The organism is Erwinia sp. OLFS4, from assembly GCF_002752165.1.
In the GTDB taxonomy this organism is placed as follows: Bacteria; Pseudomonadota; Gammaproteobacteria; order Enterobacterales; family Enterobacteriaceae; genus Izhakiella.
This window is the reverse complement of the sequence record NZ_MOMB01000062.1, coordinates 21,123-46,576: the sequence shown is the minus strand read 5'-3', so window position 1 is coordinate 46,576 and position 25,454 is coordinate 21,123. Positions and strand designations below refer to the sequence as shown.

The window sequence follows — 25,454 nt, the reverse complement described above, 5'->3', positions numbered from 1 at the left end:
AGCATCTGACGGGCAAAATTTTCACCCAACGCATTGAACGTAATAACCTGACGCTCCGCACCCGCATTAAACGGTTGGCTCGTAAAACAATCTGCTTTTCGCGCTCAGTTGAGATCCACGAAAAAGTCATTGGAGCGTTTATCGAGAAACACATGTTCTACTAATTGGAGGCATCACCCAATTTTGCCTGGAATGGTATTTTTATTGATATAAATCAACGAGTTTTATCTATTCTCTCGTTGATAATGCCTGTTGAAAACTGCGTAAATGCAATTTTTATTTGCTTGTTTTGCTACATTAACGTCATCGTAAGATGGCGTTTTTTTTCGATCGTTTCCCTCTGGAAATGCCGGTCACAGCCGGCTGGTGCCAGGCGAAGTGTTCTGGCGGAAAAAGCAGGAAAAAAACGCCTCGTAAAGGTTACGTTTATATTTATCCGCGCATACTATTCGCGCAAATATTCACTCATCGAGAGGAACATAAATGTTCAGTGCTGCATCTGACGAGCCTCCATCGGGGCACGCCATTACAGGCTGATTATTCCGAACACGCGTTAATGTGTAAGTACGAATAGTCGGCATCAGGTCGCTGCTCACCGCGAGCATGCGCAAATACCGTTATTTATACTTATACAATTAATCGAGGTGTAGGATGTTCTGTATCGATTATTTCTTCTCCTGCTATGTCGGGTCTCTGGTCGTAAATCGTTCATCAAAAGCATATGCATTTGATCACTCTTATTACCATAAACCTAAGGCACCTAAGGGTTATCCTGCTTTAGCTAATAAGCGCAAACTGTCTGTTACTTTTAAAGCTTTTTTGAAAAAAATGGCTGAGAAACGTCAGCAGCTTGTGATTGCCGAAGTGGATGCATTAATACCCTGAAAATCATTACGAACTTTTCGCCATCAATTTTCTTTTTGATGGCGAATTAGCTCGTTTTTATCCACCAGGTATTTATTCAGTTGTATTACTGATGATAGTTCCTGCGCGCTGTTTATTTTAATCTGGAGAGCGCCTTCAATGCAGTCTATGCGCACAGAAAAAACAAATGTCAGGTTTAACCTGAACGATATTATCGTTGCACTGATTCTTGGTTCGGCTATTTTTCTTTTTATCTATGGCTGGATAGGAATGCACGGTGAATTTAATGGCAGCACAATAGCGCCAATAAGTCTTGATTATCATAATCTGCCTTATTATGCGTTACGTACCAGTATGCGGTTGGTGATCGGCCTGTTTTATTCAATGGCCTTCAGTATCGTATTTGGCGTACTGGCTGCAAAATTCGCGCCGATGCGACGCGTGATTCTGCCGTTCGTCAACTTCATGGAATCCGTTCCTCTGGTTGGTTTTCTGACCTTCACGACTGCTTTTTTCCTTGGTCTTTTTCCCCATAGCATGATGGGGCTGGAAGGGCTGGCGATATTCGCTGTCTTTACCGGTCAGGCCTGGAATATGATGCTGACGCTGTTTCAGACCATGCGTGTGGTGCCGGCTGACCTGACCGAAGCGACCTATGCATTCCGTTATAATGGCTGGCAGCGCTTCTGGCGTCTGGAATTTATCTTCTCTTTTCCTGGGCTTCTGTGGAATACCATGGTGTCGCAGTCAGCGGCCTGGTTTGCCCTGATTGCTTCAGAAATGCTGACAATTGGCGATAACAGCGTCAATCTGCCGGGTGTCGGTGCCTATATGGGCCAGGCGCTGAATGACGGTAATTCGCAGGCCGTGATCTACAGCATTATGGCGCTGATTGTCACTATCGTGGTGTTTGATCAGCTGCTGTTCCGTCCGCTGGTACGCTATGCCCATCAGTTTAAATATGAAGATATTTCAGAAAACCGTGTACCGACCTCATGGTTTTATAACTGCATGCATCGTTCATTAATCGGCTGCTGGCTGGGTAAAATGGCTGCCGGATTTGCATTCTTCTGGCTGTTTGTTCTGCCGCGTGGCTGGTACAAACTGCGCCTGCACCGTTTGTTCAGCACCATGAGTGTGCTGAACTGGCTGTGGGCGGGCATCTGGTATCTTGCGCTGGCGGTTATCTGCATTTATTACGCTCATGAACTGTGGCTGTTCATTCCGAAGCAGTATATGCCGAATTTGCCGGAATGGATGGGACTGACGGCTGCCAGGGTTATTGGTGCGATGCTGCTCAGCGTGGTGATCTTTACACCGCTGGGTGTCTGGATTGGTTTACGTCCTAAGCTGGTTCGTTTCTTCCAGCCGATCATCCAGATTATGGCTGCGGTTCCGGCTAACGTGTTCTATCCGTTCGTGGCCATTATGATCATCACCTTCCACCAGAGTCTTGATGACTGGACGTTGCCGATGATCATGCTGGGTACCCAGTGGTATGTCCTGTTTAACGTCATTGCCGGTACTTCCATGATCCCAAGCCAGCTGATGGAAGCCAGTAAGGTTTATCAGGTCCGTGGCCTGATGTGGTGGACGAAATTTATTCTGCCCGCGGTGTTTCCGTCCATTGTTACCGGTGTTATCTCCGCTGCAGGTGGTGCCTGGAATACGGCTATTGCTGCTGAAGTACTGAGCTGGGGTGACATTACGCTGCACACCACGGGACTGGGTGCTTTCATTTCTCAGGCGACTTCCGCCGGTCAGGATCCGGAACAGGCGCTGGGCTGTGTAGCCATGTGTTTCATGGTCGCCCTGTGCATTATTTTCGTCTGGACGCCGCTTTATCGTTTCGCGGAAAACCGTTACAGATTAGGCTGATTAGCCCGTTAAAACTATTTTACCTGGAAAGATTATGAAAAAACGTCATCCACTTGTAGAAATGAAAAATGTCTCTAAATCCTTCCACAAGGGAAGTAAGCAGAGCATTCCGGTGCTTGAACATATCAACTTTGAAGTTTATGACAACGAAGTGGTGGCCCTGCTTGGCCGTTCCGGTTCCGGTAAGTCAACGCTGATTCGTATGATCGCCGGTCTGATTGAGCCTGATTTTGGTTCCATCGTCTGTAATGATCTGCCGGTTTGCGGCCCGTGTCGTGATGCCAGCATGGTTTTCCAGAGCTTCGCGCTGTTTCCATGGCTGACCGTGTTTAATAACGTTGCCTTTGGCTTGCAGGCGGCGAAGCTGGGTCGTGAGGAAATTGAACGTCGCACTATGCGGATGCTGGAACTGATTGGTCTGACCGATTATGTTAACGCTTATCCGAAGGAGTTGTCCGGCGGGATGCGTCAGCGGGTAGGTTTTGCCCGTGCGCTGGCGGTTGAACCTAAACTGATGCTGCTTGATGAGCCATTCTCTGCGCTGGACATTTATACCGGCGAGAAGCTGCGTCAGGATCTGATTGACCTGTGGGAACAGCGTAAAATTGCCACCCGCTCAATGATTCTGGTGACCCATGCCGTTGAAGAAGCCGTCATGCTGTCAGATCGTGTCTGCCTGCTGACCGGCGATCCTGCGACGATTACCGATACCTATACCATTGATATTCCGCGTGCAGAACGCACCCGCGAAAACACGCAGTCCTGGGTCAATCGTATCCGCGATACCCTGAATGAAAAAATCGCGCTGACCGCCTGAGTTGGCACACCCGGTGATTTCCACCGGGTCATTGGTAATCAAAACGCCCTGCGCCAGTTGTGTCGCGGGGCGTTTTACATGACAGCCGCAGGCAAGCCACGTACAGTTTGTCGCGGCGATGCCAGCAAAAGGGGATTAATGCTCCCGGTGCAGCATGTACTGATAGATGGCACTCAATTGCCCCTGAGGGGAAAATTCTTTTTTGATCCACTGTGTCACCTGCCCGGTGGCTGAATTCTGCGTGGCCAGCAGCATATGCGAGTCCTGGCGCGGATTACGTACTTTACGGGCGACCAGCTGCGGGCGATCGTTGGGGCCGTCGACCATAAAATCCGGAACAAAACCAATACCTTCACCCAGCGACTGACACAGGTATTTCGTGTCGAAGTCGGGAACCAGAATCGGTTCCTGGCCGTGCAGCAGCCAGCCAACTTTTTTATTCAGCGTGTAGGCGGTGTCTTCCACCATAATCGTCGGATAGAGCCGCAGCTGGCTTTCAGCGAGCGGTTCCGGCAAGCTTGCCAGCGGATGGTCCGGGGCGATAGCAAAAACCCAGCGTACCGAGCCAATTTCTACATAATCAATACCCCCGCCCTCAAGCAGGGTGTCAGGCGCACCGATAGCGATATTTGCCCGATCGTTAATAATGGCATCCCAGACACCGTTATAAACCTCTGTGGTGACCGCAATCTGACAGGTTGGAAACTGTTTTTTCAGTACCTGCAACAGGCGTGCTGTATGCCCTGGCGTATACAACAGCTGGTTAATACAGATGCGCACCCGCGCTTCCACGCCCTGAGCAATTGCATCAATATTACGTTTAATGGCATTGAAGTCGGTTAACAGGTCGATGGCTTTACGGTAAAAAAAACGCCCACATTCAGTTAGCTCGACGCTGCGGGTGTTACGGATAAAAAGTAAAACGTCGAGTCCTGTTTCCATACGTTTAATGGTGTAGCTAATGGCGGACGTGGTCAGACCAAGTTCGCGCGCGGCACGACTGAAACTGCCGTAACGTGCCGTTGATGTGAAGGCCAGCAAGTTTTCTTCATTGAAAATAGAATGCATTCCTTCTACTCCTTCTCCGTCAGTATCTGGTTTGCTGGGTGTTAAACCGACAGGTTAACGCGTTTTGCGGCTCATCAGACTTGAACAAAATTTAATGTTTCACGGTGCCTATATTCACAGAACATTTTCTTACGTTATTTGCGCTTAATGCCTTATTTGCCAGCGAATTAAGAAATTTTTTTACTGCTTTGTCTTAGGGGGCATCAGACATTGAGCGGCTTTTACAGGCTGATGCAGTGCAAAACAACGCTTTATTGGTAATTTTATTTTAATAATTAGAGTGATTCTGATGAATCACTTTTAATCCAGTATTTTTCTGCTAATACCATTGCTACCCTGCATTGACAGCGAAGGAAATGTTACAAAATGCAGGAGAAAATCCATGTCTGATAAGACGGCTGAGGCCGCGTTTCTGGTGGCAGCAGAGCGGGGAGACGGCGAGGGGCTGATCGACGGCCTGCAACAAAAGGTGGATGTGAATCACCGCAATCACCAGGGGCGCAGCGCCATTATTCTCGCCAGCCTGAATAAACATTACCATTGTGTCAGCTTATTGATCGGTGCCGGTGCCGACATCAATCAACAGGATCAGACCTGTTTAAATCCCTTTCTGATTAGCTGCCTTAACAACGACGTAACCTTGTTCCGCATGCTGCTGCCTGCTTCACCCGACCTGACGCGACTGACGCGCTTTGGTGGGGTTGGCCTGACGCCTGCCTGCGAGAAAGGCCATGTGGAGATGGTGGATGCGTTACTCAGCGACACGGCGATCAACGTTAATCACACCAACTACCTCGGTTGGACGCCGCTGCTGGAGGCTATTGTGCTCAATGATGGTGGCGAGCGTCAGCAGCAGATTGTCAGGCTGCTGCTGAAACACGGGGCCGACCCGCAGCTGACTGATAAATATGGCAAAACCCCACTTTTTTTGGCGCAGGAGAAAGGTTTTCAGCAGATCGCCAGACTACTTATTGCCGCAGGTGGCTGATTAATAGCCAGCTTTTATTGTGTTTGTCCAGCCGCACCGCCTGGCAAAACAAGGCGCGGTGGCCGCGTGATTTCTGCCATTCATTTAAAGAGGAAACAAAAATGAAGGAGAATAAAAGCCGTCGTGAGTTTTTAAACCAGAGCGGGGCGCTTACGGCGGCCGCGTTGTTTGGCGGCGTAACATCGGCTGCGCAAGCGACGCTGCCCGACTGTGGCGAAAAAGGCATCACCACCCTTAATTGCACGCATTATTATCTGGACAACGTTTTACTGGAAACCGGCTTTGATTATCAGCATCAGCGGGTAGTGCATAGCCGTACCGAATTAAAAACGCTTGAAATTAACCAGGGTAAAATTGTTGCGCTACGGGTCAATAACCGTCACCCGGACGCCACCTTGCCGCATTACGATGCCGGCGGCAAACTGATGTTACCGGCGGCGCGTGATATGCATATCCATCTGGACAAGACTTTTTATGGCGGGCCGTGGCGCGCCCCTGACCGTCCTGCCGGAACGACGATTCAGGATATGATCCGGCTGGAACAAAAACTGCTGCCTGAGTTGCAACCCTATACGCAGCAGCGGGCCAGCAGGCTTATCGATCTGCTGCAGTCAAAAGGGACCACCTTTGCGCGCAGCCACTGTAATATTGACCCGGTATCTGGTCTGAAAAACCTGGAAAATCTGCTGGCGGTGCTGGCACGCCGCAAAGCGGATTTTACCGGCGAAGTTGTGGCATTCCCCCAGCACGGTCTGCTGCGATCGAAGGTGCAAGGGCTGATGCGTGAGGCAATGCAGCACGGCGCGGATTACGTTGGCGGCCTTGACCCGACTGATGTTGACGGTGCGATGGAAAAGTCGCTTGATAGCCTGTTTCAGATAGCCATCGACTATGGTAAAGGGGTGGATATTCATCTGCATGAAACCGGCCCGGCAGGCGTTGCGGCGCTCAATTACATGCTGGATACCGTAGAGCAAACCCCCGAACTGAAAGGCAAGCTGACAATCAGTCATGCCTTCGTACTCGCTACGATGCAAACCCGGCAGGTTGCTGAGCTGGCTGGTCGTATGGCGGCAAATCAGATCGGTGTTGTTTCAACGGTGCCCCCCGGCAGCCTGCATATGCCGTTAAAACAGCTGCACGATAGCGGGGTGGTGGTGATGACCGGAACCGACAGCGTTATCGATCACTGGTCGCCATTTGGTTCGGGTGACATGCTGGAGAAGGCCAATCTCTATGCTCAGCTTTATACCCACGCCAGCGAACTGACACTTTCCCGTGCCCTGTTTCTGGCAACCGGCGGCCGGCTGCCGCTCAATGACAAGGGCGAACAGGTCTGGCCAGAAGTACAGGATGAGGCCAGTTTTATGCTGGTGGATGCCTCATGTTCCGCCGAGGCGGTTGCCCGCATCTCGCCACGTAGTGCGACCTTTCATAAAGGGAATCTGGTGTGGGGGCGACTGTCTGCCTGACAGGCACCCTTAACCGGCGGGGATAACTTTGCTGCCCCGCCGGCTTTTTCCCCGCCAGATAGCCATTGCTTTTTTCACATGACCGGCTATTATCCCGCTGTGGTTTCCTCCTTTTTTCCCCTGCCTTTTTGTTAGCCTGCGCTTATTGATTTGATAACTGAAACGGATTAGATCCTGCTGACGCTTTTGGTTATTTTGTGGGTCAACGCAAAAATGGAGGAAACCTGATGTCTCTGATTAATACCAAAATTAAGCCTTTCAAAAACACCGCGTTTAAAGACGGCCAGTTTATTGAAGTCAGTGAGAAAGATGTTGAAGGACGCTGGAGCGTGTTTTTCTTCTATCCGGCTGACTTTACCTTCGTTTGTCCGACCGAACTGGGTGACGTTGCCGACCACTACGAAGAGTTCCAGAAGCTGGGCGTCGACATCTACTCGGTTTCCACCGATACCCATTTTACCCACAAAGCATGGCACAGCAGTTCTGACACCATTGGCAAAATTAAATACGCGATGATTGGCGACCCCACCGCCGCCCTGACCCGTAATTTTGACAACCTGCGTGAAGCAGAAGGTCTGGCCGACCGTGGCACCTTCATCGTTGATCCTCAGGGAATCATCCAGGCCATTGAAGTGACCGCAGAAGGTATTGGTCGTGACGCTGCCGATCTGTTACGCAAAGTGAAAGCAGCACAGTATGTTGCTTCTCACCCAGGCGAAGTCTGTCCGGCTAAGTGGAAAGAAGGGGATGCCACCCTGTCACCATCACTGGATCTGGTGGGTAAAATCTGATCCTCAGTATATAAGGGGCTGCGATCCTCGCATACTGCCGGATCTCAACCTGATATCTGTTAAATCGGGTGCCTGGCACCCGATTTTTTTCTGCCGGGAGGGAACATCATGCTCGACGCAAATATGAAAAATCAGCTTAAGGCTTACCTTGAGCGTTTAACCAAACCTGTTGAGTTGGTTGCAACACTGGATGACAGCGACAAGTCGGCAGAAATTCGTAGTTTACTGGCAGATATAGCCAGCCTTTCTGACAAAGTCAGCGTGACAGAACAGAACGATTTACCGGTGCGTAAACCCTCTTTTCTGATCACCAATCCCGGTTCACACCAGGGACCGCGTTTTGCCGGTTCGCCAATGGGCCACGAATTTACGTCTCTGGTGCTGGCAATGTTGCTCACCGGTGGTCATCCTTCGAAAGAGGCGGAGGCGCTGCTGGATCAGATTCGCGAACTTGACGTCGATCTGGCCTTTGAAACCTATTATTCACTTTCCTGCCATAACTGTCCGGACGTGGTACAGGCGCTGAATTTAATGGCTGTGCTCAACCCACGAATTTCCCATACCGCAATCGACGGTGCGATGTTCCAGAACGAGATTCAGGAACGTAACGTAATGGGAGTGCCCGCCGTTTTTCTTAACGGTAAAGAGTTTGGCCAGGGGCGTATGACGCTGACAGACATTATCAGCAAGGTTGACGTCAACGCCGACCAGCGTGCGGCAGAGGCGCTTAACCAGCGTGAAACCTACGATGTGCTGATTGTAGGAAGCGGCCCTTCGGGTGCGGCAGCGGCGATATATTCGGCGCGTAAAGGCATCCGTACCGGCCTGATGGGGGAGCGTTTCGGTGGTCAGGTGCTGGACACCGTGGATATTGAAAACTATATTTCGCTGCCGAAAACTGAAGGGGCAAAACTGGCCGCTGCGCTGAAGGTCCACGTGGATGATTATCAGGTTGATGTGATTGACAGCCAGAGCGCCACTAAGCTGACACCGGCAGATCGTGAAGGCGGTGTACATGAAGTGCATACTGCCAGCGGAGCGATACTGAAAGCGCGTACGGTGATCATTGCCACCGGAGCCCGCTGGCGTAATATGAATGTCCCCGGTGAGGAGCAGTACCGCACGCGCGGTGTCACTTATTGTCCGCACTGCGATGGCCCGTTGTTCAAAGGCAAAAGGGTTGCGGTGATTGGGGGAGGAAACTCCGGCGTAGAAGCGGCAATTGACCTCGCGGGTATTGTTGAACACGTGACGTTGCTGGAATTTGCCCCCGAAATGAAAGCCGATCAGGTGTTGCAGAATAAAGTTCGTAGCCTGAAAAACGTTGATATTGTGCTGAATGCGCAGACCACAGAAGTCAAAGGGGACGGTACCAAACTCACCGGGCTAGACTATGTTGATCGCCTCAGCAGCGAGACGCATCACCTTGAAGTGGCCGGTATTTTTGTACAAATAGGCCTGCTGCCTAATACCCACTGGCTGGAAGGTTCCGCCGTTGAACGTAACCGCATTGGTGAAGTGATTGTCGATGCCAAATGTGAAACCAGCGTGAAAGGTGTATTCGCTGCAGGTGACTGTACCACCGTGCCTTATAAACAGATAATTATTGCCAGCGGTGAAGGGGCGAAAGCGTCACTCAGCGCCTTTGATTATCTGATTCGTACGCCGCACGCCTGATAACCGTCGGTGAGAAAAGCGCCTTACGGGGCGCTTTTTTTTACTTTTACCGCTGACTGGCAACCTCCCCGGTCTGCTGGCTTAAGCGCAGTTTGATGCCCTGTGGACATTTGCTGACAGGGCTGACAGGTGTAGGTTTTCTGCCAGGTTCTGGCCATAAAAAAGCTGCTCCGGAGAGCAGCGAAAACGGACTTCACAAAGGTCAGTAAGGGTTATTTATATAGCTCAGCGGTCATATATACCCCATTGTTAAAACGGGCGCTGGTAATTTTATAACACTGAGCGCCTGCTTCCTTAGCTTTGCTAGCAATAATAGCTTCTGCGGCGTCCAGCGTACTTCCGCGAGCAGAAACGCTGGCGGCGTAGCTGGCAAAAGGGGCCAGCAGTAGCGCGGTGATGGCGGCGATAGATATTGTACGAATAGTTTTCATTTCTTTTTCCTCCATTTCATTGCTGCGGCAGCAGAAAAGCGCGTGCCGTCTATGGGGATAATGATAACTACAGTGACTATTAGTTCATTAACCAATAATGCGATGTTGATCACATTATTTTGGTGTTTACCATCTTGTTGCGGATTTTATGACTGGTTAATCGATTTTTATTTACAATTTTAATTGTATTATTATAACTAACTAGCATGTTATTCCGCATACAGGCTGGTGCCTGCCATTATCACTTAGCGAAGGCAATGTTGCGTAAGCAGTGATTAAATTTCAGTCTGTCATCAGTAAATAATCATTAAATTTCAATTCATTAAAAAAACCTTCCCTGGCAAAAACCCGTTATTACGTGATCTTAACCGACAAAATGCATAAAAACGTTTTTAATAAAAACGTTTTTATGCAAAGGTGAGGGTAAGTTAATCATACGTTAATTAGTTGTTGCTTCCGGCCGGGGCAGTGACTGAACAACGTCATCACCTATTACAACGGGAGTCATCATGAGCGCTGAACAATGCGAGCCGCAGGGCAGAACCGGGGCGCATATTGCCGCTGCCGCCCTCAAGCGCCACGGCGTGGAAGTTATTTTCGGACAGAGTATTCCGGCCGCTCTGTTTTTGGTCAAGCCGCAATACGGTATCCGTCAGGTGGGATACCGGGCGGAGAATGCCGGCAGTTATATGGCCGATGCCTATGCCCGTCTGTCGCATAAAGTTGGCGTGGTGACCGCGCAGAACGGCCCGGCAGCGACGCTGCTGGTGGCCGGTCTGGCGGAGTGTTACAAGGCATCGATTCCGGTTGTGGCTATTGTCCAGGACGTTCACCGCAAGATGGTCGATAAAAATGCCTTCCAGGAGCTGGACCACGCTGAACTGTTCAAAGGGGTGGCTAAGTGGACCCGTCGGGTCAGCGAGATTGACCGGCTGGAGGACTATATTGATATGGCTTTTACCGCGGCAGCCTCCGGGCGCGCCGGGCCGGCGGTGCTGGTGATTCCCATTGATCTGTTTAACGAAAGCGCAGGGCAAAGCGGACGCCAGCATCGTTGTTCTCTCGGTCACTTTCCGCTGGATCGCTGTATTGCCTCACCTGAGACCATTGCGCAGGCGGCCTCGCTGCTGGCGCGCGCGCGCGCGCCGCTGGTGATTGCTGGTGGCGGTGTGCATCTGTCGGATGCCAGCGCTGCGCTGGCTCGCTTGCAGGAAGGCGCCAGCCTGCCGGTTGCCACCACGGCAATGGGCAAGGGCGCGGTGGATGAAACGCATCCACTTTCTGTGGGGGTCGTCGGCTACTTTATGGGCGAGCGTGGACGTACCCGTCATTTACGCCAGCTGGTCAGTGATGCCGATGTGATCCTGATGATCGGGAATCGTACCAATCAGAATGGTACCGACAGCTGGACGCTTTACCCGCACAACGCCCGCTATATCCACCTGGATATTGATGGCCAGGAAGTTGGCCGCAATTATGACGCTCTGCGGCTGGTGGGTGATGCCCGTCTGACGCTGGAAGCGCTGAATGATGCCTTGCAACAACAGGATTTGACGCTGCGTCATCAGCAGCGGGCTGACCTGAGTCAGCGCATTGCTGCTGGTCATGAACGCTGGCAGGCCGAAGTCAGCCATACTCTGAATCTTGATGCATCGCCGCTGCGTCCGGAACGACTGATGCGCGATCTTGACACCCTGTTAACGCCGGAAACCATTGTGGTTGCTGACGCCAGCTATTCGTCGGTCTGGGTGGCTAACTACCTGACAGCGCGAGGGGTTGGCAGCCGCTTTGTTACGCCGCGCGGTCTGGCCGGGCTTGGCTGGGGCTTTCCTTACGCGCTGGGGGCAAAAATTGCCTGTCCGCAGGCGCCGGTGTTTGCGCTGGTCGGAGATGGTGGCTTTGCCCATGTCTGGTCCGAACTGGAAACGGCAAGGCGGATGGGCATTAACGTGGTGCTGGTGGTCCTCAATAATCAGATCCTTGGTTACGAAAAACATGCGGAAAAAGCCCTGTTTGGTGACTATTCCGATGCCTGCGATTTTCATGCCGTCGACCATGCGGCCGTGGCGCGTGCCTGTGGGTGCTCCGGTGTGCGTATTGATAAAGCGGCGGATTTCCTGCCGGCGCTGAAAGCAGCATTCAGTGCCGGCGTGACCACGGTGATTGACGTGATAACCGATGAACGCGCTTACCCGCCGGTGACGCTGTTTGATGATAAAGATGGCCTGAAATACTGATGAACGGAACAACATGATGAAAAAGATCCTTAACAGTCCGGAAGAGTATGCCGATCAGGCATTGCAGGGGATGTGCCAGGCCTTTCCCCATCTTTATGCCCAGTCCGGCGAGTCGGGAAGGGTGATTACCCGAGCCATTCCGGCGAAGGATAAGCCGGGTATTGTCTCCGGCGGTGGCAGCGGGCATTTGCCCACCTTTGCCGGTTATGTTGGTCCGGGATTGCTGGATGCCTGCGCGGTGGGGAACGTCTTTGCCGGCCCGGCGGTGATGGACTGCATGGCGGCTATTCGTGCTGCCGATAACGGCAAGGGGGTGCTGTTGCTATTTGGCAATTACGGTGGCGATAAGATGAACTTTGCCATGGCGGCAGAAATGCTGGAGGCTGAGGGCATTCGCACGCGCACCGTGCTGGCCTGTGATGATGTCGGCAGCGCATCACGTGACGAACGCCTTAAGCGACGTGGTGTCGCCGGGTTGATCTATGCCTACAAGGTTGCCGGTGCCCGAGCCGAACAGCCAGGTGCCACACTTGACGACGTGGCAGAGATCGCCCGGCGTGCGCTGGATAATACCGTCACCCTTGGCGTGGCGTTATCCCCTTGTACCGTGCCGGAAGCCGGCAAACCCACGTTCACCCTTGCCGATAATGAGATGGAAATTGGGATGGGAATCCACGGTGAACCCGGTATTCGTCGCGGGCCGCTGCTGACGGCGGATACCCTCGCCGATGAGATGTTAACTACCCTATGTGAAGACAGCGCGCTGGAAGCAGGCGATCGGGTTGCGGTGATGGTCAACTCACTTGGTGCTACGCCGCTGGAAGAGTTGTTTATTCTGTGGCGCCGGATACAAAGTGCGCTGCGCACAAGAAATATCAGCTGGCTGCCGCCGCAGATTGGTCGTTACGCCACTTCGATGGAGATGGCGGGAGCCTCGCTGACGCTAATGAAACTGGACGATGAGCTGGCGTCGCTGCTGGCGACGCCGGTGGTTTCCCCCTAGTGGAGTAGTAGCCAATGAAACTTGATGCCCGACAGCTGAGCGCCGCTTTGCTGCGCTGCTGCGAAAAAATTCACCACTCGGCGGCCGAACTGAATGCGCTGGACGGTCAGCTGGGGGACGGCGATCTCGGTGCAACCCTGGAAAAATGCGCCCGCCTGACCCAGCAAGCGTTGACGCCGGTGCCGTCCGATATTGCAGCGGTATTTCAGGCCGCCTCAATGGCCTGCGTACGGGCATCAGGCTCCAGCTTTGGCACCCTGCTTGGCGTTGCACTGTTAACCGCTGCAAAGCAGAGTGCCGGTAAACAGACGCTGGATGCGCAGGCGATCCCCGCGCTGCTGCAAGCGGTGCTGACGGCCCTGATGGCCCGCGGGGGCGCCGCGCCCGGCGATAAAACCGTTCTTGATGCGATTGAGGCACTGCATCAGGCACTGGTCAGCCAGCCGGAGGAAAACTGGCGTCAGGCCGCCCCCGAGGCGGTGGCACAGGCACTGGCGACATTCCGTCAGCGGCCGAATAAAATCGGGCGGGCGCGGATGTTTGCCGAACGCTCCGTGGGTCTTGATGACCCCGGCATGGTGGCCTTTGCTCACCTGGTTGATGCCGCGCTCGGAAAGGCCAGCCAATTACAGGAGGCACGCTGATGTCAGGATCGCTGGAAGGACTAAAAGTACTCGACTTATCGCGCTTTATTGCCGGGCCGATGTGCGCTATGCAGCTGGCCGATATGGGCGCTGACGTGGTGAAGGTTGAACGAAAAGGTAAGGGCGAAGATACCCGGCAAAACCAACCGCAGCTTAACGATCAGAGCCTGTATTTTTTGTCGTTTAATCGCAATAAACGCAGTCTTGAACTTGACTTTCGTGCTGAAGAAGGCCAGCGGCAGCTACGGCAACTGATTGCGAAAGCTGACGTGCTGATTGAAAACTTTCGCCCCGGCACCATGGAAAAAATGGGGTGTGGCTGGGAAACGCTGCATCAGCTCAATCCACGTTTGATTATGGTCCGTATCTCCGGTTTTGGTCAGGAGGGGCCTCTTGCCCAGCGTCCGTGCTTTGATGCTATCGCCCAGGCCATGAGTGGGATCATGAGTATCACCGGGCAGCCGGACGGTCCTCCCACAATGGCTGGTACCTTTATGGTTGATTATGCCTCGGCCTTGTATGCCACTATCGGTACGCTGGGGGCGCTGAATGTACGTCATGCCACTGGTCGTGGCCAGCTGGTGGAAGCTTCTTTACTGGAAAGTGCTATTAGCATGTTGATTTCGGCTATTCCGGAACAGGCGCAGCTTGGACGAACCATGCCGCGTGTCGGTAATCTTGACCGCTATTCGGCACCAGTAAATTGCTATCAGACTGCCGATGACCGCTGGGTCTATCTTTCGGCCGGTACCGATGCGCTGTTTCAGCGTCTTATTGCCGCCATGGGGCGTCAGGATCTGCTGGAGGACGCACGTTTTAATCACTATCACGCCCGTCTTAGCAACAACAGTGCTATTGACAGCGTGGTTGCCGGATGGGTGGCGCGGCTCAACGCCGATGATGTGGTCAGTCTGATGGATAAGGCGGGCGTGCCTTGTTCTGCAGTGGCCAGCGTGGCCGATGTGCTGACAAATCCGCAGCTGAAGGCGCGTCATCAGCTGGTGAATATTGACCACCCGACCGCCGGAACTTATACCACACACGGCGTAACCGTCCGGCTCTCTGATACCCCCGGTTCGATTCGTCGTCCACCGCCGGTACTGGGCGCCCATACCGAAGAAGTGCTGGCGGAATGGTGCGGTATTCAGGCGCATTCTCAGACACCGTAAAAGGAGCGCAGCATGGCCCGCATTAATCCTGAATTACGTGAACCCACTTTCGAAAATGTGGTGGTTGGTGAGCCGATTGGTCCCCTGACTGTTACCGTGGATGAAGCTTACCGGCGTCGCGCCTGCTTTGCGCTCGATGACTTCAGTCACGCCTATATGGGGGAGCAGGCGCCCTGGGTGCCTGCTGCGATGCTGGGGCGCGATCTGGTGGCGTTATTTTGCAGCGTTTACGATCCCAGTCGTACCGTTGGCCTGCATCAAAAGGAAGAGATCTGGTTTATTAATCCGGTACCTGTAAACGCACGTATTCACTATAGCGGCCGCTATACCGACAAATATATGAAGCGTGGTAAGGGCTATACGGTTTTTGACAGCGAAGCGCGTGATGCCGATAAGGGGACGCCTTATGTGCGCCAGATAAGCACCGAGATTATGCGCATCCCCGATGGCATACAGCTTGGTAGCGGCGGCGCGGCAAAAAGTGCGCAGGGGGATCATATCGATCCGCAATGGCCGGTCGATATGACACCGTTACACCATGCCACGGCTGATATGGTCGCAGGTACGCCGGTGGCACCGCTGGTCAAGCACCCTGAACAGGGGCAGATGACGGTTTTTTCCGGCGGTAACAGCCAGTGGTACAACATCCATACCGATATTGAGGTGGCGCTTAACGCCGGTTTTCGTGACACCCTGGCACAGGGAATGATGGAAACCTGCTGGATTGCCGAGATGCTGGCGCGCTTTATCGGGCCGGGCTGGCATAGCTCTGGCTGGATCAAAATGGCTTATATCCGACCGGTATACCGGGGAGATCATATCACCTGCCGGGCGCTGGTTGAATCAGTGCAGGGTGAGACGGTGACTTTTCATGTCTGGGCGGAGAACCAGCATGGTGAACGTACGGCCATTGGCTGGGCTCGCGGCAGACGACAACCCTAAACCAGAATCCGCTCGCTGCCGCGTGTCCCAGGCGGCGGCTGGCGTGTACCCGGCCGGTTTCCGGCTGTTGCAGTTTTTCATCTTACTTTTACTACAACCCAGCAGGGGGCGGGAGACCGCACACCCTGGACTTACCCTACAAGCTCACTCCTGAGGGAGGTTATATGAATCAGATTGCAACCCCGGCTGACAGCGAAAAAGTCGATAAGAAACAGCTGAGCAGCGTCGCTTTTGCCAGCCTGATTGGCACTTTTATTGAGTTTTATGACTATTTTATCTACGGCGCGGCTGCCGCCCTGGTTTTTCCTCATCTGTTTTTTACTGAACTGACGCCGACGGTGGCGACGATTGTGTCGTTTGCTACCCTCGGCGTAGCTTTCGTCACCCGACCGATTGGCGCCATTATTTTTGGTCACTATGGTGATACCGTTGGCCGCAAGGCGATGCTTATCGCCTCGGTAAGTATTATGGGGATTGCCACCGTGGTAATTGGCTTGCTGCCGACCTATGAAACCATCGGTCTGGCTGCCCCGATATTACTGATTATTATCCGCCTGATTCAGGGACTGGCCGTCGGCGGAGAGTGGGGCGGTGCAACAACAATGATGATTGAGTACGCGCCGAAAAATAAACGGGGTTTTTACGGCACCTTTGTTCAGTTAGGTAACGTACTTGGCGTGCTTTGCGCTACCGGCTCTTTCGCGCTGGCTTCGGCATTGCCTGAAGCGATCTTTCTCGACTGGGGCTGGCGTATTCCTTTTCTTGCCAGCATTATCCTGATGTTGATTGGCATCTTTATTCGCATGAAGATCCAGGAGCCGCCTCTGTTTAAAAAGATGCTGGCCGAGCGTGAAAAAACCAGTCTGCCGATTGTGCAGGTGTTTAAAAAGTTTCCCCGGCAGATATTCCTCGCCGCCGGTTTGCGCATCAGTGAAAGCGTGGTGGGCTATCTGATTATCAGCTATGTTCTGCAATACACCACCTCTAAATTTAATATGCCAAGCAGTGCGGTACTGACGGGTGTGATGGTGGCGGCCGCCAGCGGGCTGATTACCTTCCCACTATGGGGTATGTTGTCTGACAAAATTGGCCGTCGTGCGGTTTTCCTGATAGGTGCCTTTGGCTCCTGTCTGTTGGCTTATCCGTTCTACTGGCTGGTGGAGAGTGGCACCCTGTGGGGGGTCTACCTGGCGCTGATCCTCGGCTACAGTTTTGTCATTGGTTCAATGTATAGCATTGAACCCTGTTACCTGTCGGAAATGTTCAGTACCGAGGTGCGTTATACCGGCGTGTCGGTCGGCTCACAGCTGGCCGGCGTCTTTGGCGGCTTTACACCGATGGTGGCGACAGCACTGGTGGCCTGGGCGGGCGGTGGCTTCTGGCCGATTACCTGGATGATCATTATTTCTGGCGCGGTGACCGGCTTCTGCGCGCTGGCGACCGGTGAAACCATGCATCGCGATCTTAACGACGATATGCTGGGGTCAGCGGCGAAAAGTAGCAATAATGAAGCGATTCTGGCAAAAAGTCGTTAACTATCATCGGGGAGGCTCAGGCTTCCCCGATGTGTTTCAGCCCACACTCCGTCTAAAAACGTTTTTTTCATCACTAATGCTTGTGTAATAATCCGTTCATTCTCACTACTCATTATCTTCAGCAGGTGCCACTGAATGACCAGAAAACCCCCGCAAAGCAAGCACAGCGCTGGCGGCAAAGTTTCTATTTTCGACGTGGCGCGTGAGGCCGGCGTGGCGGTTTCAACGGTATCCAATGCGCTGACCGGTAAAACGATTGTGAAAGCTTCCACCCGTGAACGGGTACAGGCGGCGGCGGATAAGCTGGGTTACCGGGTGTCAGTGGTGGCCCGGTCGCTACGGATGCAGCGTACCTTTACTTTGGGGGTGCTGCTGGCCGATGTCGCTAACCCCTCTTCGCCTGATTTTCTGCGCGGCATTGAAGATATCGCTGACAGCGAGCAGTGCAGCCTGCTGGTGTGTAACACCGACGGCCAGCTGGACAAGCAGCTGGCGCAAATGCGCGTGCTGCTTGACCGGCGCGTTGATGGCCTGGTGTTACTGTCGCAACACTGTGAACAGCCTGAAGTGCGCGCACTGCTCAACGGTGATACACCCTATGTCATGATTCAGCGACGTTCTCTTAGTCATGATGATAATTACGTGGGCGCGAATAACGAAGAAGGGATTGGCGCGGCGGTGAAACATCTGGTGGCGCTGGGGCATCGTCGTATCGGGCTGATTCGAGGGCCGCGAGACTCCTCAACCGCTGACGAGCGCTATGCTGCCTATTTGCACGGGTTACAGCTGCACCGCTTACCGCGAGTGGCGCAATACGTGGTGCAGGGGGATTATCAGGTGAACGGCGGATATCAGGCGGCAAAACAATTTTTTGCTATGCCATCGCCGCCCACCGCCATTCTGGCGGCCAATGATATGAGCGCCATTGGCGTGATGAATGCCGCTCATGAAATGGGGCTGCGTATTCCTGAGGATTTCTCGTTGATTGGTCTGGATGATATTGAAATGGCTTCTTTTTCGCCGATTAATCTTACCACTATAGCTTTGCAACGGCGCGAAATGGGCGCCGCCGCCACCGATTTGGTGATGAAAATGATTCGCCAGAAAGGGTCGCTAAAAGCGAAAAAGAAAATTTTTCCAATGAAACTGATTGTGCGAGGTTCAACCGGGCGCGTCAGGGAAGACTGACGCGCCGCAGGTTCAGCTGCCGGCATGGAGCTGATAAAGCGTCCCTTTTGGATCAATGACTTCCCGAATCAGCTGTACTTCCTTTAAGGTTGGCACCGGCGTGAAAGCGGGTTCACCTTCAATCTCCGGTTGAAAACTCATCGCGGCCAGCACGCCTGACAGGGTTTCGCCGGGATGCAGGGAGCGTAAGCGCATGCGTTTTGACCGTGGGTGAAAGTCGAAAATGGCTTTGTTGGTGACACACAGGGCCGGCCCTGGTCCCGGCAACCCGAGGCGGGAACGGCTGTCGCCACCGTCGAGATAGCCGACGCTGGTAATAAAATCTACTTTGGGCACAAAGCTGCGCCGGCTAAGGTCGGTGACAATAATCGGCCGCTTAATAAACGCCAGGTGTTCGGTTTGGGCCAGACAGCCAACCAGACGGGTTTCAGGCGGCTGACTGCCGCCAATTTCGGTAATGTTCAGATTGCCGTACTGATCCACCTGGGGTGCTGATTCAAAGGAAACATCAAAGCGTCCGCGGGTTACCATATCAATTTTGTAGCCGACATCGGCCGGTGAGGCGGCAGCGGGCCAGCGGGTGTAGGCGTCCTGACATAGCGCATCGGGAATATTATCCAGCGCCGGTGTCAGCAGATTGCCCCAGTAAATAGAAAAACCCGGCGCATGACTTAACTGTGCCAGACGGGCGGCGGCAATCGGAATACCCACGGCTAAAGTAAACGCGCGGGCAGCGGTACCAAGACCGACAAAACCCAGCTGATCATCAGCCAGCTCGCGGGCGATAGCGCAAATCATCAGCTCTTCTGTGGTGTAATGTGGCGTATTCATTTTAAAACTCCCGGGTGACGTCGAAGCGTTTCAGGGCTGAAATCGATCCGACTTTTTCCACATAATCCGCGCGCTGTGGACAGCTGAACACATACTCTTCAGCCAGGCCTGCGCCCCCTGAGGGGTGGCGGAGGCGGCCAGCCAGCCTTTGAGTGCGGCTTCATCTTCATCATAAAAACCGTCGGTGGCGGTAGGATGGGCGGCATAGGGCACTTCAATCAGTGCCTCCACCAGGGTATGGGGGATATAGGTCAGCGCCGGCCGCTGTTGCACCTGCTGGTGGGGAATAATTTTCTCAACGGTAACAATCAGTCGCGTTGAGGCGGAGGCCATCATCTGGTCAATATCATCACTGTCGCGCACCACCGGCCACTGTACGTTGCCGTACTCATCGGCGGCATAACCGTGCAATAAGGTGAAGTCGGTGGCGGCGGCTTTCAGCGCCAGCAAGGGCCGGCCGCTGAACGGACAACTTAACGGCTTAATCTCATCAGGGCTTTTATCCACCATACCGGTACCGAGCAGGGCTGTAGAAGGCAAAAATGGTAACCCCATCGCCGCTGCGCGGAAGCGGGCGACGAAGGCCAATTCGGAATAGTCATGGGTTTCAATGCGGCCACTCTGTACCGCGCGCCGAAAGTTTGGTGCCAGGCCGTGGCGGAAAAAACCGGCGTAAATACCTTCCCAACGGCGAATGGCATCGCTGGCGGCCAGCATGTCACTGGCCAGCGTGGTCGCCCAGGTCAGCAGCGTCAGATCGCGCTTGCGCTGGCGAATCAGCTCATGGACCAGCGCCATTGGCTGGCGCCGTAACAGTGAGCCACCGAGGGCAATACTGGCACCATCAGGAATGCGTGCCACAGCATCCTGCAGGCGGGTTAGTTTGCATTTCATGGTGTTATACCTCTTCAGTATGGGGGATCAGCGCACCGTGGGGATTTACCACCCGGCGCAGCAGCGACAGTTCTTCAGCGTCTGGCCACGGGGTCACCGCTACCTCCTCGTTTGTAATGGCAAAACCGGTGTGGTCACGGACCTGCTGCAGGGTAACCCCCGGATGTATTGAGTGCAGTTGCGCATTGCCCTGCTGGCGATCGAAGGAGAAGATGGCCAGCGGGGTGACGATCCACTGTGGTCCACCCCGCTCTAATCCAAGGGCGTAGCGGCCGGCTTGTCCGCCAGGCCAGCCGACGCCGGAGATATAATCGACTTTTTCCACCAGAGTGCGCCGGTCGTGGCGCGGCATCATCAGATACTCGCGACCAAAACAGGTCAGATGTTCCGGGAGCAGAATCGAGCCTACCAGCCGCACCTCAGGCTGCTGAAAGGCACCGATGCAGGTACTGTTGATATTTCCCTGACGATCAACCTGTACTCCGGAGCCAAAGCCAAAATCAACCTCTCCACGGCGAACGGCATAGTGACCAGGATAGGCCTGCATTTGTGCTTCGCAAGGTAGCTGCTGTAAGTGGTTATCAAACTCGGCACTGGGCAGGACACGCAGCTGGCTGAGGTACGGATTAATACACCAGCCGGCCAGCAGAATTGTCAGATCCGGCGCATGGGTATGACGGGCAAATGACATGGCGGCCAGCGGAATACCGGTGATATAACGCGCGGCCATGCTGCCGGTCGCCAGACCGGTAAAACCGACCTCGCCGTTACGCATTTGCTTAGCCAGCAAAATGGCGATCAGTTCTTCGCGGCTGCAGACGGCGGCTTTCATTGTGGGATCTCCGTATGACGCAGGGCCATCAGGTGGCTAACGCCAAGCTGTTGCAGATAAGCCTGATGATCTGGCAGCTGGCTGATATGGTGCGTGAGCCAGATGGCGAATTGTTGGGGTGAGGCGCTGGCGCTAACATAGTCGTTAAAAAAGGCGTCATCACAATCGTACAGGCCGGGCATAGAAGTGGGATGGGCACCGAACGGGGCTTCCACAATATGGCTGGTGCGGAAAGCCGGAATTTCCACCAGATGGGGCTGGCGCTGCAGCTCCCGGCTGCTCACGATCTTTTCCACGCTGACAATGACCCGATCGCAGCTGCGCGTAAGGGTAATATCGGCACTTTGTGGCAACATTTTGCGCTGATGAAAGGCGACGTTGCCAAATGCATCCCCCAGCGGGGCATGTACCAGCACCACGTCCGGACTGGCCGGCGGCACCGCCCATAACTGACGACCGCTTACCGGACAGGCAAAAGCCACAATATCAGGATTATGTGCGGTAATACCGCTACCACCGAGAAAAGTGCAGGGCCAGAAAGGCAAGCCTTCCTGGGAGGCACGGAAGCGGTCCCAGGCGATCAGTTCCGGATAGTCTGTGCTATGCAGGCTGCCTTGCTGCGCGGCACGGCGAAAATTACGCGCGAGGCCAAAACGTTCCAGTCCGACATAGGAGGTTTCGATGCGATCAACCACCCCGGCGCCAATCAGCAGGTCTGCTTCAATACCATTCACAATGCCGACCAGCGTCAGATGACGCTTGCGCTGGCGAACCAGTTCCGCTGTGAGTGCCATCGGGCGCTGATAAATCGCCAGTCCACCCAGTGCAATGCGTTCTCCGTCTGCCACGCTGCCAATGGCATCGGCCAGCGTGGTTACTTTTATCGTTCTCTTCATGTTGTCTGCAGATGACGCCGTGGTTAGATATGGGATCGATCCCACATGCAGCGAAAAAGAAGCGCCGCTATGATCGGCGCACCCAGTCCTGTTCAGGCTGTGCTGTTAACTTAACTGGCGACAGGAAATTTGTATGTGAGATCGATCCCAGTTTAATTTTTCCGCCGGTTAAGGTATAACCACGCTATCTGAATGAAAGGAGAGCGCTGATGAAATCATCTTCGCTACGGGCCGCCGCCAGAAGGGCGACCCTTGCGGATATTGCCCGTGAGCTGGGTATGTCCCGTTCCACGGTTGGCCGGGCACTGGCAGGTAACGGCTATGTCAGTCCGGAAAAAAAACAGCAAATTCTCTCTGTGGCCGAACGCCTTGGCTATCGGGCGTCTACCATTGCCAGAGCACTGCGTACCCAGCAATCAATGACGCTGGGGGTGCTGGTGGCGGATATCACCAACCCGCTGTTTCCGGCGATTGTGAAAGGCATTGATGAAGGCGTTAGCGCAGCAGGTTATACCCTGTTTCTCTGTAATACCGATGAAGATCCCCGGCGCCAGCAGACGCTGATTCGCTCGCTGCTTGACCGGCAGGTGGATGGGTTAATTATGCTGTCGCAAAGTCTGAGTGAGGCTTCGCGTGCTCTGCTGGTAAACGGTCCGCCCTGCGTTTTTGTTAACCGTATGCCCAGCGATTTTACTGCCGATTATATTGGCCCGGATAACCAGCAGGCGATTGATCTGCTGCTGGACCATCTCTATGCACTGGGCCACCGGCGTATTGCCTGTCTTACCGGACCGGCGCAGTCGTCGACGGTAGTTGAACGTAAAGCCGCATGGCAGGCGGGGATGGCCCGGCTGGGCTGCGCCGCCCCTGCCGATTATCTGATTGAAGGGGATTATCGTGGCAACAGTGCCCGCCATGCGGTGGCGGCGCTGTTACGCTGTCAGCCTCGCCCGACTGCGCTGCTGGCAGCAAATGACTTTGTGGCGCTTGCGGTAATAAATCAGCTGGCTGAGCAGGGCATTGCGGTTCCTGAGGATATTTCCGTCTGTGGATTTGATGATATTTTCGGCGGCCATTTTAGCGCGCTGGCCAGCTGGCAGCGCAAGGGACTGACAACGGTGGATCAGCCGAAGCGTTGCCTTGGGCAAATGGCGGCGCGGGCGATGCTGGCCCGGCTGCAACAGCCACAGGCCCCGATCTCACAGACGGTTCTGCCGGTGAGTTTACAGATAAGGGATAGCAGCGCGCCGCTGCCGGCCGTGCAGGCCCCCCCTGCGGTCAGCGATCGGTAAAACGCTGCAAGTCGTCGGGTGTTATTCCAGCAGGCTAATCCAGTTGGCGCCTTTATCCGTTGCGACCTGCTGTAACAGACTCAGTTTGCCGCTCTGTTGATCAATATGATAGAGCGACAGCTGTGGCGATTTTTTCCCTGAAGCAATCAGATATTTTCTACTGTTATTGATGGCGAAGCCGCGCGGTTTTCACGCTGCTGATTAACCGCAGGCTGGCGACTGAAAGCAGCGACAGTAAGGACGCAGGCAGCATTTTTTGTACATGACAGGGCCTTGCGTTGAATAATTTGCCTGATAATTATGTCGATTGAGCCGCAATGCGACGCGGTAATAACCCGGCAAATGTAAAGAAGGTGATGAGGCGCAGAAAGGTAGTGGGCGCAAATCGCCGGGGATGACCGGCGTACGCTGCAGTAAATCGTCTGTGCAGCGTCAGGCTCACCGATCGTGATGGTCGGCTTCGCCCTGTTTCCAGTAGGCCGTGATATCGGTATGGCTACGCTGACGGCCGTTTCGTAACAGGGTTTTGCGAATATTAATCACATCACGCTGTTCGCCGGCACCCCATACCCGGTCTACCGGATGACGTGCAAGATAGTCAAAGACGTGGCTGGCGAGGTCGTCTGTTCCGGTCTGTAACTGGCAAAGGTCCAGCCGGCAGCGGACGGCTGGAAGCGTCGCCCGGAATGGCGAACGCAGCAGCAGAATCAGATGCACGTGGGTCTGGTTATCCAGCTGTTCAACAATGGAGGCTATTGCTGGCAGGGCGGTTTCATCGCCAAACAGCAGCATGGTTTTCACGCCGTCAGGCTCAAAGCCATCACGGGGGCCGGCAATGCGGATTCTGTCACCACATCGTGCCAGCGGAAGCCAGCGCATTGCCGCGCCGTCTGCATGCCTGACGATATCGATTGTCAGGGTTTGGTTATGGCGGTCAATGGAGCGGATGGTATAGGCCCGTCCCGGACCTTCGGCTTGTACTGAGGCGGTGAAAAATACTTTTACCCAGGCAGCGGGTAATGCCCCGGCAAAATGCGCAATATTGTCACCACCAAGCACTAAGCGTGTGATTCCGTCATCAGGCTGGCTAATCTGCCTGATGGTCACTTCACGTAGCCGGCGCAGGGATTCTCTGTCCATATTGGCCAGCCGCTTATTCTGACAGCGAAAATTGTTTACCGGCGTGGGTCACGTCCTGCAGCGCACGTAACATCACATCCCGGGTCTGATTGAGATGATCGCTAAGGATAGTAATTGCCAGATCGGCATGATTATTCAGGATCGCCTGCAGCAGCTGGTTATGATCGGTATTGCGTTCTCCCTCTTCCGGTGCCACTGGTAGCAACACGCGCTGATAAATTGCAAACGCTTCGGTAAGCTGTTTGATCATCAGAAATAACCATTTACTGCCGCAGTTTTCCATCATGATCAAATTGAAATCTTCATGGCGCGCATGCCATTCCGGGTTCAGCCGGGTTGGGTTATCTGCCTGAGTCTGCGGCGTATGCACCAGCAGGTGGTTTGCGGCAACCAGCCGGGCCTGCCACTCAACGTTCTGAGACTCAATGGATTTGCGTAAGGCAATACTTTCAAAGCGAATGCGCTGAGCGGTCAGATCGATCAGGTCATCGGCATCGAGGCTGCGCACGCTAAAACCCTGCTGAGGTGCGACTTCCACCAGCAGTTCCCCGGCGAGTCGGCTCAGCGCTTCGCGTATGACATTCAGGCTGACATCGAAACGTTGTGCCAGTTCGGCAATTTTCAGTTTACTGCCTGGCAGCAGCTGCCCGGTAAGGATCAGTTCCCGGATGCGGGAATAGATCGTTTCGTTAAGGGATCGACCTTCCCTGAGCGCCTTCATGGGTTTCTCCGTTTTTGTATTGCGATTCATTTGGTTAGCCGTGTTCATTTCGCCGTGAGGGTGATCATAGCATAGGCGATGTTAAAAGGATATTCATACATTAAACTTATAATTAACAAAAAAATCCATTTTTATCTTTAAAAA

24 protein-coding genes and 1 pseudogene are annotated in these 25,454 nt (G+C 53.8%); 16 read left to right on the top strand and 9 right to left on the bottom strand.

Annotated elements, in window-relative coordinates:
* The 4 genes from BL249_RS15960 to BL249_RS15945 all read left to right on the top strand — a co-directional run.
* Window positions 1–164 (top strand): IS1 family transposase (locus BL249_RS15960; RefSeq protein WP_241898819.1); only part of this gene is annotated, 164 nt, incomplete at its 5' end.
* Window positions 165–651: 487 nt separating this feature from the next.
* Complete coding sequence (locus BL249_RS15955) at window positions 652–885, top strand: hypothetical protein (RefSeq protein ID WP_099706187.1); 234 nt, start codon at window positions 652–654, stop codon at window positions 883–885.
* A 147-nt stretch (window positions 886–1,032) separates the two neighbouring features.
* The gene (locus BL249_RS15950; RefSeq protein WP_241898905.1) at window positions 1,033–2,742 is read left to right on the top strand and encodes an ABC transporter permease; all 1,710 of its coding nucleotides are present in this window, start codon (window positions 1,033–1,035) and stop codon (window positions 2,740–2,742) included.
* A gap of 34 nt (window positions 2,743–2,776) precedes the next feature.
* Window positions 2,777–3,559 carry an ABC transporter ATP-binding protein gene (locus BL249_RS15945; protein WP_099706185.1) on the top strand — a complete coding sequence of 261 codons (783 nt, stop codon included), beginning with the start codon at window positions 2,777–2,779 and terminating at the stop codon, window positions 3,557–3,559.
* A gap of 135 nt (window positions 3,560–3,694) precedes the next feature.
* Here BL249_RS15945 and BL249_RS15940 read toward each other — a convergent pair whose 3' ends face one another.
* Window positions 3,695–4,627 (bottom strand): LysR substrate-binding domain-containing protein, encoded by a 933-nt coding sequence (locus BL249_RS15940; protein ID WP_099706184.1) that lies wholly within the window; start codon window positions 4,625–4,627, stop codon window positions 3,695–3,697.
* Window positions 4,628–5,009: 382 nt separating this feature from the next.
* Between BL249_RS15940 and BL249_RS15935 the strand changes: the two genes are divergently transcribed.
* From BL249_RS15935 to ahpF, 4 genes are all read left to right on the top strand, one after another.
* Window positions 5,010–5,615 (top strand): ankyrin repeat domain-containing protein, encoded by a 606-nt coding sequence (locus BL249_RS15935; RefSeq protein ID WP_099706183.1) that lies wholly within the window; start codon window positions 5,010–5,012, stop codon window positions 5,613–5,615.
* Between the two features lie 101 nt (window positions 5,616–5,716).
* Window positions 5,717–7,087, top strand: coding sequence for an amidohydrolase family protein (locus BL249_RS15930; RefSeq protein WP_099706189.1), 1,371 nt, complete (start codon window positions 5,717–5,719; stop codon window positions 7,085–7,087).
* Between the two features lie 227 nt (window positions 7,088–7,314).
* Complete coding sequence (ahpC, locus tag BL249_RS15925; protein ID WP_099706182.1) at window positions 7,315–7,878, top strand: alkyl hydroperoxide reductase subunit C; 564 nt, start codon at window positions 7,315–7,317, stop codon at window positions 7,876–7,878.
* Window positions 7,879–7,986: 108 nt separating this feature from the next.
* The gene (ahpF, locus tag BL249_RS15920; protein WP_099706181.1) at window positions 7,987–9,555 is read left to right on the top strand and encodes an alkyl hydroperoxide reductase subunit F; all 1,569 of its coding nucleotides are present in this window, start codon (window positions 7,987–7,989) and stop codon (window positions 9,553–9,555) included.
* A 212-nt stretch (window positions 9,556–9,767) separates the two neighbouring features.
* Here the strand turns inward: ahpF and BL249_RS15915 are convergent, their stop codons facing one another.
* On the bottom strand, window positions 9,768–9,986 hold the full coding sequence (locus BL249_RS15915) for a DUF1471 domain-containing protein (RefSeq protein WP_099706188.1): 219 nt from the start codon (window positions 9,984–9,986) through the stop codon (window positions 9,768–9,770).
* A gap of 509 nt (window positions 9,987–10,495) precedes the next feature.
* On the opposite strand from BL249_RS15915, the gene BL249_RS15910 reads away from it, so the two are divergent.
* The 7 genes from BL249_RS15910 to BL249_RS15880 all read left to right on the top strand — a co-directional run bounded on the left by BL249_RS15910 (window position 10,496) and on the right by BL249_RS15880 (window position 18,704).
* Entirely contained in the window at window positions 10,496–12,223 is a 1,728-nt protein-coding gene (locus BL249_RS15910) for an acetolactate synthase catalytic subunit (protein WP_099706180.1), read from the top strand.
* A gap of 13 nt (window positions 12,224–12,236) precedes the next feature.
* Window positions 12,237–13,226 carry a dihydroxyacetone kinase subunit DhaK gene (locus tag BL249_RS15905; protein WP_241898904.1) on the top strand — a complete coding sequence of 330 codons (990 nt, stop codon included), beginning with the start codon at window positions 12,237–12,239 and terminating at the stop codon, window positions 13,224–13,226.
* Between the two features lie 14 nt (window positions 13,227–13,240).
* On the top strand, window positions 13,241–13,870 hold the full coding sequence (locus BL249_RS15900) for a DAK2 domain-containing protein (RefSeq protein WP_099706178.1): 630 nt from the start codon (window positions 13,241–13,243) through the stop codon (window positions 13,868–13,870).
* Window positions 13,870–15,039: a CaiB/BaiF CoA transferase family protein gene (locus tag BL249_RS15895; protein WP_099706177.1), complete on the top strand. Its 1,170-nt coding sequence runs from the start codon at window positions 13,870–13,872 to the stop codon at window positions 15,037–15,039. Before BL249_RS15900 ends, BL249_RS15895 begins: the two co-directional genes overlap by 1 nt.
* Window positions 15,040–15,051: 12 nt before the next feature.
* Complete coding sequence (locus BL249_RS15890; RefSeq protein WP_099706176.1) at window positions 15,052–15,981, top strand: MaoC family dehydratase; 930 nt, start codon at window positions 15,052–15,054, stop codon at window positions 15,979–15,981.
* A 164-nt stretch (window positions 15,982–16,145) separates the two neighbouring features.
* The gene (locus BL249_RS15885; RefSeq protein ID WP_099706175.1) at window positions 16,146–17,516 is read left to right on the top strand and encodes an MFS transporter; all 1,371 of its coding nucleotides are present in this window, start codon (window positions 16,146–16,148) and stop codon (window positions 17,514–17,516) included.
* A 135-nt stretch (window positions 17,517–17,651) separates the two neighbouring features.
* Window positions 17,652–18,704 (top strand): LacI family DNA-binding transcriptional regulator, encoded by a 1,053-nt coding sequence (locus tag BL249_RS15880; protein WP_099706174.1) that lies wholly within the window; start codon window positions 17,652–17,654, stop codon window positions 18,702–18,704.
* Window positions 18,705–18,716: 12 nt separating this feature from the next.
* Here the strand turns inward: BL249_RS15880 and BL249_RS15875 are convergent, their stop codons facing one another.
* The 4 genes from BL249_RS15875 to BL249_RS15860 are packed head-to-tail and all read right to left on the bottom strand — an operon-like array spanning window position 18,717 to window position 22,157.
* Complete coding sequence (locus tag BL249_RS15875; RefSeq protein WP_099706173.1) at window positions 18,717–19,535, bottom strand: CoA-transferase; 819 nt, start codon at window positions 19,533–19,535, stop codon at window positions 18,717–18,719.
* A gap of 30 nt (window positions 19,536–19,565) precedes the next feature.
* Complete coding sequence (locus BL249_RS15870) at window positions 19,566–20,429, bottom strand: CoA transferase subunit A (protein WP_099706172.1); 864 nt, start codon at window positions 20,427–20,429, stop codon at window positions 19,566–19,568.
* A gap of 4 nt (window positions 20,430–20,433) precedes the next feature.
* Complete coding sequence (locus BL249_RS15865; protein ID WP_099706171.1) at window positions 20,434–21,261, bottom strand: CoA-transferase; 828 nt, start codon at window positions 21,259–21,261, stop codon at window positions 20,434–20,436.
* On the bottom strand, window positions 21,258–22,157 hold the full coding sequence (locus tag BL249_RS15860) for a CoA transferase subunit A (protein WP_099706170.1): 900 nt from the start codon (window positions 22,155–22,157) through the stop codon (window positions 21,258–21,260). Before BL249_RS15860 ends, BL249_RS15865 begins: the two co-directional genes overlap by 4 nt.
* A 209-nt stretch (window positions 22,158–22,366) precedes the next feature.
* Between BL249_RS15860 and BL249_RS15855 the strand changes: the two genes are divergently transcribed.
* A complete protein-coding gene (locus BL249_RS15855) occupies window positions 22,367–23,449 on the top strand; it encodes a LacI family DNA-binding transcriptional regulator (protein ID WP_099706169.1) in 1,083 nt (360 codons plus the stop codon).
* A 21-nt stretch (window positions 23,450–23,470) separates the two neighbouring features.
* Here the strand turns inward: BL249_RS15855 and BL249_RS18815 are convergent.
* The 3 genes and pseudogenes from BL249_RS18815 to BL249_RS15845 form a co-directional block, all read right to left on the bottom strand.
* Window positions 23,471–23,623, bottom strand: a pseudogene (locus BL249_RS18815) (beta-propeller fold lactonase family protein); the annotation flags it as partial.
* Window positions 23,624–23,887: 264 nt separating this feature from the next.
* Window positions 23,888–24,589, bottom strand: a complete 702-nt coding sequence (locus tag BL249_RS15850) for a siderophore-interacting protein (RefSeq protein ID WP_099716808.1) — start codon at window positions 24,587–24,589, stop codon at window positions 23,888–23,890.
* Window positions 24,590–24,602: 13 nt separating this feature from the next.
* On the bottom strand, window positions 24,603–25,310 hold the full coding sequence (locus BL249_RS15845; protein WP_099706167.1) for a GntR family transcriptional regulator: 708 nt from the start codon (window positions 25,308–25,310) through the stop codon (window positions 24,603–24,605).
* Window positions 25,311–25,454: the final 144 nt, after the last annotated feature.